This window comes from Zavarzinia sp., assembly GCF_049306435.1.
Taxonomy (GTDB): Bacteria; Pseudomonadota; Alphaproteobacteria; order Zavarziniales; family Zavarziniaceae; genus Zavarzinia.
This window is the reverse complement of record NZ_JBAQRT010000346.1, coordinates 1-11412: the sequence shown is the minus strand read 5'-3', so window position 1 is coordinate 11412 and position 11412 is coordinate 1. Positions and strand designations below refer to the sequence as shown.

10 protein-coding genes are annotated in these 11412 nt (G+C 67.3%); 4 read left to right on the top strand and 6 right to left on the bottom strand.

Going from position 1 to position 11412, the window contains the following annotated elements; all coding sequences use genetic code 11:
• The 3 genes from WAZ62_RS20250 to WAZ62_RS20240 all read right to left on the bottom strand — a co-directional run.
• A partial coding sequence (locus WAZ62_RS20250; protein WP_422645348.1) for a hypothetical protein occupies positions 1–657 on the bottom strand: 657 nt, incomplete at its 3' end.
• 82 nt (positions 658–739) lie between these two features.
• A complete protein-coding gene (locus WAZ62_RS20245) occupies positions 740–1390 on the bottom strand; it encodes a trimeric intracellular cation channel family protein (protein WP_422645347.1) in 651 nt (216 codons plus the stop codon).
• A 7-nt stretch (positions 1391–1397) separates the two neighbouring features.
• The gene (locus WAZ62_RS20240) at positions 1398–2540 is read right to left on the bottom strand and encodes an acyl-CoA dehydrogenase family protein (RefSeq protein WP_422645346.1); all 1143 of its coding nucleotides are present in this window, start codon (positions 2538–2540) and stop codon (positions 1398–1400) included.
• A 154-nt stretch (positions 2541–2694) separates the two neighbouring features.
• Here WAZ62_RS20240 and WAZ62_RS20235 point away from each other — a divergent pair, with 154 nt between their 5' ends.
• Complete coding sequence (locus WAZ62_RS20235; protein WP_422645345.1) at positions 2695–4197, top strand: helicase HerA domain-containing protein; 1503 nt, start codon at positions 2695–2697, stop codon at positions 4195–4197.
• A gap of 2 nt (positions 4198–4199) precedes the next feature.
• Complete coding sequence (locus WAZ62_RS20230) at positions 4200–4736, top strand: DinB family protein (protein WP_422645344.1); 537 nt, start codon at positions 4200–4202, stop codon at positions 4734–4736.
• Here WAZ62_RS20230 and WAZ62_RS20225 read toward each other — a convergent pair whose 3' ends face one another.
• Both WAZ62_RS20225 and WAZ62_RS20220 read right to left on the bottom strand, forming a co-directional pair.
• A complete protein-coding gene (locus WAZ62_RS20225) occupies positions 4737–5789 on the bottom strand; it encodes a DUF2235 domain-containing protein (protein ID WP_422645343.1) in 1053 nt (350 codons plus the stop codon).
• An 85-nt stretch (positions 5790–5874) separates the two neighbouring features.
• Positions 5875–6480 carry a TetR/AcrR family transcriptional regulator gene (locus tag WAZ62_RS20220; RefSeq protein ID WP_422645342.1) on the bottom strand — a complete coding sequence of 202 codons (606 nt, stop codon included), beginning with the start codon at positions 6478–6480 and terminating at the stop codon, positions 5875–5877.
• Between the two features lie 206 nt (positions 6481–6686).
• Here WAZ62_RS20220 and WAZ62_RS20215 point away from each other — a divergent pair, with 206 nt between their 5' ends.
• Both WAZ62_RS20215 and WAZ62_RS20210 read left to right on the top strand, forming a co-directional pair.
• Complete coding sequence (locus WAZ62_RS20215; protein ID WP_422645341.1) at positions 6687–7832, top strand: efflux RND transporter periplasmic adaptor subunit; 1146 nt, start codon at positions 6687–6689, stop codon at positions 7830–7832.
• A gap of 12 nt (positions 7833–7844) precedes the next feature.
• Positions 7845–10976 (top strand): efflux RND transporter permease subunit, encoded by a 3132-nt coding sequence (locus WAZ62_RS20210; protein ID WP_422645340.1) that lies wholly within the window; start codon positions 7845–7847, stop codon positions 10974–10976.
• Positions 10977–11036: 60 nt separating this feature from the next.
• Here WAZ62_RS20210 and WAZ62_RS20205 read toward each other — a convergent pair whose 3' ends face one another.
• Entirely contained in the window at positions 11037–11183 is a 147-nt protein-coding gene (locus WAZ62_RS20205) for an entericidin A/B family lipoprotein (protein ID WP_109907495.1), read from the bottom strand.
• Between the last annotated feature and the right edge of the window lie 229 nt (positions 11184–11412).

Sequence of the window (11412 nt, the reverse complement as noted above, 5' to 3'; positions counted from 1 at the left end):
GAGCAGCGGCTGGCTGTTCGCCGGCACGGTCCAGGTGCAGTGCCGGAGGCCGGTGGCAAGGCCGCCGCTGACGGTCCGCCATTGCCGTGGGCCGCGCTTTTGCAGGCCCAGGGGGACAGCGACCAGCCGGCGGCCGTCGAGGGCGGCCCTCAGCCTTCGCCCGTTTCGCCAGATCGTCAGGGTCTGGACAAGGATACGGGACAGCAGCAACAGCAGCCCGGCCAGGGTGACGGCGAGCGTGGCCGCGCGGTTGCCGAACATGCCGAGCGCCAGGTCCGTGGTCAGATAGGACGGACGGGCCGGGTCCGCGACCACGGTCAAGGGGTAGCTGTCCCGGGGCCAGGCGATGAAGGCGAAGAAGGTTTGCCGGATCAGAGGCGTACCGTCCGGCGCCCGGGCCGATAGCCGGGCCGAACAACTGACCAAGACGGCGCTGTGCCGGCACGAACCGTCGACCAGCCGGCCCTCCCGCGCCGGCATCGCCCGATCGAGCACCAGCGAGTCGGTGGCCAGTTCGGCGCCCAGCAAGTGGCCGGCCAGGATGAGGAGGCCCGATATCGTCAGCCCCCTGAACAACCGCGCGGCGACACTTCGAAAGCCGAGGCCGGGCGGGCGCACCCTGAGCGGACGGGACGGCAAGGCGACAGGCAGGGTCATGGGAAACTCTCCCAAAGCTGTGGTGACCCGGCAGATTATATCTTGAGTAGTGCCGTTCCTCGCAAGACCGGTGCGCGCGGTCTCACAGGCCCGGCGGCCGCGGCGGATGCCACAGGGTCCAGCCGCGATAGAGCGCGAGCAGGCGCAACGTGAGGCACAGCAGGGCGCCGGCCAGCATCGACGGCTGGGCCGGCAGGCCGAGAAAATCGCAGGCGACGACGGCGAAGCCGCCGGCCAGCGCCGCCACCGCGTAGATTTCCGCCTGAAGGACGAGGGGCGTCCGCGTCACCAGCATGTCGCGCAGGATGCCGCCGCCGATGCCGACCACCATGCCAACCGCCGGCGCCATCAGGGGATGAACCCCGAACTCCAGCGCCTTGGCCGCCCCCGCGGCGGTGAAGAGGCCAAGGCCGATGGCGTCGAACAGGCGCACCGGCTTGTCCAGCCGGCCGATCCAGCTCCCGGCGGCGATGGTGAAGACGCCGCCCGACAGGGCGATGGCCGCGTTGTGCCAGCTCGTCAGGGTTTCGGGCGGGGTCGCGCCCAGGAGGATGTCGCGCAAAATGCCGCCAAACAGCGCGGTGACGAAGGCCATCAGCAGCACGCCGAACAGGTCCAGCCGCTCGCGCAGCGCAAGCGCCGCGCCGCTGATCGCGAAGACGAAGATGCCGATCCCGTCGAGGGCGAAGATCAGCCATTGCACGGGCTGATCGAGCGGCGGCAGGGCGTGCATCTCTCTCCTAACGGGTCAGGCTGCGGGCGATGACCATCTGCTGGATCTGGCTGGTGCCTTCATAGATACGGAAGATGCGGACGTCCCGATAGAAGCGCTCGATGCCGTAATCGGCGACATAGCCGGCGCCGCCGAAGATCTGCACCGCGCGGTCGGCGACCCGGCCGACCATTTCCGAGGCGAAATATTTGCAGCAGGCGGCTTCGGTCGAGACGGTCTCGCCCGCGTCGAAGCGGCTGGCGGCGTCGCGCACCATGCATTGGGCGGCATAGATCTCGGTCTTGCAGTCGGCCAGCATGGCCTGAACAAGCTGGAAATCGGCGATGCGCTGGCCGAATTGCCTGCGCTCGGTCGCGTAAGCGATGCTGTCCTCGAGGAGGCGGAGGGCAACGCCGATGCAGACCGAAGAGATGTGCAGCCGTCCCCGGTCCAGCACCTTCATCGCGGTCTTGAAGCCCTTGCCCTCGATCCCGCCGATCAGGTTTTCGGCCGGCACGCGGGCATCCTCGAAGATCACGTCGGCGATCTTGGCGCCCTGCTGGCCCATCTTCTTCTCGGGCTTGCCGATGCGGATGCCCGGCGTGCCCGCTTCGACGACGAAGGCGGAAATGCCGCCCGCGCCCTTGATCGCGGGGTTGGTCCTGGCCATCACGGTGAAAAGGCCGGCGGTCGGCGCGTTGGTGATGTAACGCTTGGTGCCGTTCAGGATATAATGGTCGCCGTCGCGCTTCGCGCTGGTCTTCAGCGCGGCGGCGTCGGAGCCGGCGTCGGGCTCGGTCAGGCAGAAGGACGAGGTGAGTTCGCCGGTCGCCAGCCTGGGCAGATATTTCGCCTTCTGCGCCGCCGTGCCGTCGATGATCAGCCCCTGCGCCCCGATGCCGACATTGGTGCCGAAGGCGGAGCGGAAGGCGGGCGAGGTCTGGCAGAAGGTGAACATCACCTCGATCTCATCGGCCATGGCGAGGCCGAGGCCACCGAATTCCTCGGGGATCGACAGGCCGTAAAGGCCGAGCTCGCGCATCTCGGCCAGGATCTCGGCCGGCACGGCGTCATCCTCGGAAACGCGGGCTTCGTTGGGGCGCAGGCGCTCGCGCACGAAGCGGCCCAGGGTTTCGATGAATTGGGCGCGCGTTTCGCGGTCGATCGCCATGTCTTCCCCCTCCGGTCTCATTTTTCTTGGCCGGGGAGTGAAGCACTTTCCGAAATATCGGGCCAGATGGAATGCGCGGCCGGCGCCGTGCCGAATTGACTCCGCCCGCCGAGGCGTTAAGACGGGGGCCTGCGGACGTGAAGGGTAGGGTGCGATGAAGGTTGGAATCGAGATGGGGGTGCAGTCGAAAGGCGCGCCCGCCCTGCTCGATCTCGAGGAGTTGCTGGCGACCCGCCTGCTCGTGCAGGGCAATTCGGGCTCGGGCAAGTCCCACCTGCTGCGTCGCCTCCTTGAACAGAGCGCGCCTTACGTGCAGCAGGCGGTGATCGATCCGGAAGGCGATTTCGTCACCCTGGCCGAGGAATACGGCCATGTGGTGGTGGAAGCGACGCGCTCGGAAGCCGACCTGACGCGGATCGCGGCACGGGCGCGGCAGCACCGGGTCTCGGTCGTGCTCAGCCTCGAGGGACTGGACGCCGAGGAACAGATGCGCTGCGCCGCAGCCTTTCTCGGCGGGCTGTTCGATGCCGAGCGCGACTATTGGTATCCGATGCTGGTCGTCGTCGACGAGGCCCAGCTCTTCGCCCCCGCCGCCGCCGGCGATGTTTCGGACGAGGCGCGGAAACTCTCCCTCGGGGCCATGGCCAACCTGATGTCGCGCGGGCGAAAGCGCGGCCTCGCCGGCATCATCGCCACCCAGCGCCTGGCCAAGCTGGCCAAAAATGTCGCCGCCGAAGCCTCCAATTTCCTGATGGGCCGCACCTTCCTCGACATCGACATGGCGCGGGCGGGCGATCTCCTCGGCATGGACCGGCGCCAGACGGAAATGTTCCGCGATCTCGGCCGGGGCCATTTCGTCGGCCTTGGCCCCGCCCTGTCGCGGGTGCCGCTGCCAATCCGCATCGGCCCCGTCGTCACCAGCGCGCGCTCGACCAGCCCCATCCTGGTGCCGCTGCCGGAACAGCCGCCGGTCGATGCCCGCGATCTCATTTTCAAGGCGGGCGCGGACGAGCCGCCGGTCTACCGTCCGGCCCCCCGGGCGCCGACCCCGTCACCCACCGCCGATATCCTGCTCGAGCTTTCGCGCAGCCGGCCCAGCCTCGGCCCTCCGCCACCGACCGAGGAGCCGGACGATGGCCTCAGCGACGACGAGCGCAAGGCCGCGCATCAGGACATCATGCGCGACATCCTGGCCGACCGGGATGCCGCCTATCGCACCAATGCCGTGCTCTACCAGGATTTTCTCGTCCGCTGCCGCATCCGCCGGCTGACCGGCGCGCCGCCCGACCTGCCCGCCTTCCGCCGCCTGCTGGCCATGGTGCGGGCGGGGATCGACCCGGACGCGGGAGACGATTCGGCCTCGGCCCGGGCGATCGAGATGGCGTCCCGCCTGACCGAGGATCTGCAGGGCATTTTCCTGCTGCTCGCCCAGGCGGCGATCGCGGGCCAGCCCTGCCCGCCCGATGCGGCCATCGCCCAGGCTTACGGCACCCAGTCGCTGAGCCGGGCGCGGCGCCTGCTGACCTATCTCGAGGAATGCGGCCTCATCATTTGCCGCAATGATTTCAGGGGCCAGCGCGTGGTGGCGGTGCCGGAACTCGGCGTCGAATCCGCGCCGGGCGATGCCGCCGCCCCGGCACGGAAGGCGGGGGCCTGAGCATGGAGCTGATCGCGCATTACCGCGCCATGGCGCGCAACAACGCCTGGTCGAACGAGCGCCTGCTGCGCGCCTGCCTTGCCCTGTCCGACGCGGACTTCACGGCGCCGCGCGTGGGATTCTTTCCGTCGCTGGCGGCGACGCTGAACCATGTCCTGATCGTCGATCTCTATTACGTCGAGGGGCTGGAGACCGGCCTTGCCTCGCGCCGGCATTTCGAAAGCGAGGTGCCCCATCCCCGGGCCGCCGACCTGATCGAGGGCCAGCGCGCCGTCGACCGGCGCCTGATCGCGCTGTGCGATCGTCTGAGCGGCGACGATCTGGCGAAGCCCGTGCTGCTCGATCGCGGGGCAAGGGGCCAGAAGCCCGAGACCCGGGCCACGGTGCTGCCCCATCTCTTCGTCCACCAGATCCATCATCGCGGCCAGGCCCACGCCATGCTGTCGTCGACCCCCGTGGCGCCGCCCCAGCTCGACGAATTCTTTCTCGACGAGGATGGCCCCGCCCTTCGCCGCGACCTCGCCGATTTCGGCCTCTGATCAGGGCAGCGCGAGGCCGGCATTCAGAAGGGTCGGCGGGCGGTAGTCGGCGACATCGCTCCAGCGCAGCCAGACGGACGGGTCGACGGTGATGCCGACGGCCGGATCCCCTTGTGACGCGGCACTGAAACGCCGATAGAACCGTCCGTCGCCATGGGTCCGAAAATCCCGATACCATTTGTAGGTCCCGAAGAAGAACTCTTCATAGGAAGGGGACGGGTGCTGGAGATGGGCCTTGCCGGCGGGGACGACCGGCTTGAGCACGAGGCCGGCGGCCTGCGCCTTTTGTTGCATCCACAGAAGCGCCAGGTCGGAAAGCCGGCAATCGTCGTAGCCCCCGCCGACATTGGCATGGGCGCCGATGAACCAGCGCTGCTCGACCTCCAGATTCTCGGGCTTCTTCTGGCCGTCCGGCGAGGTCCACAGCGCGATGTCATAGGCGGCGCGATGCTCGTCGAGGGCCATGGCGTGATAGGCCCGGGCCACGATCTTCGACAATTCGGTATCGTGCCAGGCATAATGCCCGCCGGCCTTCTCCGTCAGCATGGTGCCGGGGATGCCGAGCGCGCCGACCGTATCCCAGACCCCGAGGAAGTGCACGGGGGGCGCCGGGCCAAAGGCGTCGCGGAACCGGACGCAGGTCGAATCGTCGGGGTGAACGTCCGTGTCGCGGTAGAGTTTCTCGGCGGCGGCCTGCAATTGCAGGGTGTTGATCAGCGGCAGGCCGCATTTGCGCATCAGCCCGACGAGGCTTCGCGCGGTATAGGCGCCCCGGCTGAAGCCGAAGACATAAATCTCGTCGCCGTCGCGATAGCGGCGGGCCAGCCAGTCATAGCCCTGATACATGATCGGGCTGAGGCCATGGCCGGTCGCGCCGCCGATGAAGCGGCCGAATTTTCCCGTGCCGACGCCGGGGCTGTAGAAGAAGCGCTGAGGAATGTCGCCATCGTAATCGGCGATGCTGCCGGCGAGGCGATAGACGTTGGTGCGCGAGACCGGATCATTCCATGTGCCGTCGAACAGCACGATCAGGCGTTGCCGTGATGCCGCCATGGCCAGTCCCCTCCGCGCCCAGGCTATCCATCACGGTAAACAATCCATGGGGGAATTTCGAGGACGATTATCGGATGGGGGGAAATCAGGGCGAGAGCAGGCGGGCGATGGCGAGGCGCATGGCTTTCAGCACGGCGTCCCGGTTGATCGATGGATTGCGGATCGCCCGCAGGGCCAGGCCTTCGTAGATCGCGGCCACCACCTCGACCCGGCCCATCAACTCTTCCCGGTCGGATTCCGCGGTACAGCCGCAGTCGCTGGCGATGGTCTCGGCCAGGGTTTTCCGCATGGCCGCGTCGCTGTCCTGCACCAGGGCGGCGACGCGGGGGTTGCGCGCGGCTTCGGCGGTCACCTCGATGAAGAGCGCGGCGTAATCGGGGTCGCACATGTCGTCGAAGCCATGGTCCGCCTGGTCGACCATGGCGTCGACGAAGGTGCCGTCCGAGTCCTGCAGGCGGCGCATGGCGTCGCGGAATTCCTCGAGATCATCCTCGATGAAGCCGGCGATGATCGCTTCCTTGTTCTCGAAGTAGTGATAGATGTGGCCGACGCTCATCCCCGCTTCCTTGGCCAGGGAGGCCATGGAGGTGGCATGGAAGCCGTTGCGGCGAAAGCAGCGGATCGCCGCATCGATGATCTGGCGCCGCCGCGATTCCGCCCGGCTGTCGCCGCAGTCTTCACCCGCAACCATGATTCCCTTTCGTCGGCCCGTGACCCCGGATCGAGGGGGCGGCCGAAATCCACGCTTGACTTCATGTTAGAATGAACATTCATTCTATACAACATCGCCGTTGAAGCGATGACGGGGGGCGGACCGGATTTGCGGGGACGGAGGCATGGCCTTCGTCCGTTTTCGGATATTACAGGTGCCCGATGCCTATTCATAAGCGCGTTTCCGTGGCGGCGAGTACGCTGGCCCTGAGCGTTTCTCTATTTCTCACCGCCTGCGACCAGCAGCAGGGCCAGCAGGGTGGCGGCATGCCGCCCATGGGGCCGGCCGAGGTCGGTGTCGTCGCCATCGCGCCGTCGCGCGTCGTGCTGACCAGCGAACTCTCGGGCCGGACCGCGGCCTTCCGCGTGGCGGAGATTCGCCCGCAGGTCGACGGCATCATCACCGGACGGCTGTTCGAGGAAGGCGCCGCCGTCAAGGCGGGCGATCCGCTGTACCAGATTGATCCCGCGTCCTATCAGGCGGCGGTCGATTCGGCGCAGGCCGCCCTCGCCCGGGCCGAAGCGGGTGTCGATGTCGCGCGGCTGAACGAGCGGCGCTATGCCGAACTGGTGCGCACCAACGCGACCAGCCGGCAGAATTACGACAATGCGGTCGCCGTCCTGAAGCAGGCGCAGGCGGATGTCGCCTCGGCCAAGGCGTCGCTCGCGGCGGCGCAGATCAACCTCCAGCGGGCGCATATCCTGGCGCCGATCTCCGGCCGCATCGGCCGCTCGTCGGTCACCCAGGGCGCCCTCGTCAACGCCAATCAGGCGACGGCGCTGGCCTCGATCCAGCAACTCGACCCGATCTATGTCGACCTGACCCAGTCCAGCGCGGAAATGCTGCGCCTCAAGGCCGACATGGCCCGGGGCCTTCTGTCCGGGGTCGACGCCGGCAGCGCCAAGGTCACCCTCGTCCTCGAGGATGGCTCGACCTACGATCAGCCGGGCGTGCTCAAGTTCTCGGAAGCGGTGGTGAACGAGAGCACGGGCTCCGTCACCCTGCGCGCCCTGTTCCCCAACAAAGACGAGCGCCTGCTGCCCGGCATGTTCGTGCGCGCCATCGTCGAGGTCGGCGTTGACGAACAGGGCATCCTGGTGCCCCAGCGCGGCGTCACCCGCAGCCCGACCGGCGAAGGTTCCGCCCTCGTCGTCAACGACAAGGGCGAGGCCGAGGCGCGCAAGGTGGTGGCCGATCGCGTCATCGGCGATGCCTGGCTGGTCACGTCGGGAATCGCGGCCGGCGACAAGGTGATTGTCGAGGGCCTGCAGCACGTCCAGCCCGGGATGCCCGTGAAAGCGGTCGCGCCCACGGCCGCGGCCGCGCAGTAACAGGGGCGCTTCATGGCCAATTTCTTCATCGACCGGCCGATTTTCGCCTGGGTGATCGCGATCGTGATCATGCTGGCGGGCGGCCTCGCCATCTTCAGTCTGCCGATCGCGCAATATCCCGCGATCGCGCCGACCACGATTTCCATCTCCTCGACCTATCCCGGCGCCTCGGCGAAGGCGCTGGAGGACTCGGTCACCCAGGTGATCGAACAGAAGATGAAGGGTATCGATCACCTTCGCTACATGTCCTCGACCTCGTCGTCGTCGGGCCTGTCGATCATCACCCTGACCTTCGAATCGGGGACCGATCCCGACATCGCCCAGGTGCAGGTCCAGAACAAGCTGGCGCTCGCGACTCCCACCCTGCCGCAGTCCGTGCAGCAGCAGGGTGTCGTCGTCGCGAAGGCGACCGACAATTTCCTGATGGTCATCGGCCTCGTCGCCGGCGACAGCGGCCAGACCCAGATCGATCTCGCCGATTATATCGGCGCCAACCTCGTCGACCCCCTCAGCCGGGTGAATGGCGTCGGCGACATCCAGGTCTTCGGCAGCCAGTACGCATTGCGTGTCTGGCTCGATCCCGCGCGGCTGAATGCCTTTGGCCTGACCGCCAGCGACGTCACCGCCGCCCTTCAGGCGCAGAACGTGCAGGTTTCGGCCGGCCAGCTGGGCGGCACGCCGCCGGTTCCCGGGCAACAACTGAACGCGACCATCATCGCCCAGTCGCTGCTGACGACGCCGGAGCAATTCTCGGCCATCCTGCTGAAGGGCTCGGGCGAGGGCGCGCGGGTCACCCTCGGCGATGTCGCCAGGGTCGAGGTCGGCGCCGAGAGTTACGACGTCATCGCGCGCTACAATGGCGCGCCGGCCGCGGGCATCGGTCTCAAGCTGGCGGCGGGCGCCAATGCCCTGTCCACGGCGGAAGCGGTGCGGGACAAGATGACCGAGCTTTCGGCCTTCTTCCCCCAGGGCGTCCATGCCGTCTTTCCCTATGACACCACGCCCTTCGTGAAAGTCTCGATCGAGGAAGTGGTGAAGACGCTGATCGAGGCGATCGTCCTCGTCTTCGTCGTCATGTATGTCTTCCTGCAGAATTTCCGGGCGACGCTGATCCCGACCATCGCCGTGCCGGTCGTGCTGCTCGGCACCTTCGGCGTCCTGTTCGCGCTCGGCTATTCGATCAATGTGCTGACCATGTTCGCCATGGTTCTCGCCATCGGTCTTCTCGTCGACGATGCCATCGTCGTCGTCGAGAATGTCGAGCGGGTGATGAGCGAGGAAGGTCTGTCCCCGCGCGATGCCACCCGCAAGTCGATGGGCCAGATCACCGGCGCCCTCGTCGGCATCGCCCTCGTGCTGTCGGCGGTCTTCGTGCCGATGGCCTTCTTCTCGGGCTCCGCCGGCGTCATCTATCGCCAGTTCTCGGTCACCATCGTCTCGGCCATGGTGCTTTCGGTGCTGGTCGCGCTGATCCTGACGCCGGCACTCTGCGCCACCTTGCTGAAGCCCGTGCACAAGGGCGAGGAGCACCGCCACAGCGGTCCCTTCGGCTGGTTCAACCGCGGTTTCGAGGCGGCCAGCCGGGGCTACGAGCGCACGGTCGGCGGGCTTCTGAAGCGGGTGCCGGCGGTCTTCGTCGTCTATCTCGCGATCGTCGTCGGCCTCGGCTTCCTCTTCGTCCGGCTACCCACGTCCTTCCTGCCGGACGAGGACCAGGCGATCCTGTTCAGCCAGGCCCAGCTGCCGGTCGGCGCGACCCAGGAACGCACCATGGAGGTGGTGAAGCAGATCGAGAATCACTTCCTGGTCGATCAGGGCGAAGCGGTGAAATCCATCTTCACCGTCCAGGGCTTCTCCTTCGGCGGTAACGGCCAGAACGTCGCCCTCGCCTTCGTCGGCCTCAAGGACTGGGCCCTGCGCCAGCGTCCCGACCTCGCCGTGCAGGCGGTGGCCGGCCGCGCCATGGGCACCTTCATGGCGATCAAGGACGCTATGGCCTTCGCCTTCGCGCCGCCCGCCGTGATCGAGCTCGGCAATGCCTCGGGCTTCGACCTGCAGCTGAAGGATCTGGCGGGCATCGGTCACGATCGCCTGCTGATGGCGCGCAACATGCTGCTGGGCATGGCCGGGCAGGATCCGCGCCTCGTCGGCGTGCGCCCGAACGGCCAGGAGGACGAGCCCCAGTACCGGATCGACATCGACGTGGTGCGGGCCGGCAGCCTCGGCCTTTCGATCGCCGACATCAACGCGACCCTGTCGACCGCCTGGGGCGGCGCCTATATCAACGACTTCGTCGATCGCGGCCGCATCAAGAAGGTCTATGTCCAGTCCGACGCGCCCTATCGCATGTCGCCGGAGGATCTGAACCGCTGGCATGTCCGCAACGACAAGGGCGAGATGGTGCCCTTCTCGGCCTTCGCGACCACGCGCTGGGACTTCGGCCCGGCCCGGCTGGAGCGCTACAACGGCCAGCCGTCCTTCTCGATCCAGGGCTCGGCGGCGCCGGGTCTGTCGTCGGGCGACGCCATGCTGGCGATGGAGGAGTTGATCGCGAAACTGCCGGCCGGCGTCGGTTACGAATGGACCGGCCTGTCGGATCAGGAGCGGGCCTCGGGCGATCAGGCGCCGATGCTCTACGCGATCTCGATCCTCGTCGTCTTCCTCTGCCTTGCCGCGCTTTACGAGAGCTGGTCGATTCCCTTCTCGGTCATCCTCGTCGTGCCGCTCGGCGTCATCGGCGCCGTCCTCGCGGCCAACATGCGCGGGCTCTCCAATGACATCTTCTTCCAGGTCGGGCTTCTGACCACGGTCGGGCTGTCGGCGAAGAACGCGATCCTGATCGTCGAATTCGCCAAGGAGCAGCAGGAAAAGGGCATGGATCTCGTGGCGGCGACGCTGGAAGCCGTGCGCCTGCGCCTGCGGCCGATCCTGATGACCTCGCTCGCCTTCATCCTCGGCGTGACGCCGCTGGTGCTGGCGAATGGCGCGGGTTCGGGCGGGCAGAACGCCATCGGCACCGGCGTGATGGGCGGCATGATCGCGGCGACCGTGCTCGGCATCTTCTTCGTGCCGGTGTTCTTCGTGATGATCCGCGGCCTGTTCTCGCGGAAGGCCGCGGCCCCGGCGATCCAGCCGGCGGAGTGACGCGAAGGGGCGCCCGTCGCGGCGCCCCTTCCTTTTTCCCCGAGGCCTTTTTCCCGAGGCCTACAGTTTGTTCTTCACGTCGCGCGCGCCGTCCGAGATCGCGTCGCCCGTGTTGCGGATATCGCGGCCGGCACCTTCGATCGTGTTGCAGGCGGCGGTCAGGCCGACCAGGCCGAACAGAACGACGAGCCAGAGCTTCCTCACCATGATCCTTCTCTCCGTTGGGGAATGGGGCGGTCTCAACATGCCATGAAAAAGGGCGGATGCCGACCGGCACCCGCCCCGAATTCAGGGTCCGTTCCGGGCCGATCAGGCGCGGAAGTAACCGCCGCAGGCACCGCAGACGATGTCGATGTAGTAATTGGTGTCGAGGCCGACGGTCCAGCCGACATGGCCGCACCAGGGGCACTGGGTATAGCCGCTGTAGGCGGCCTGA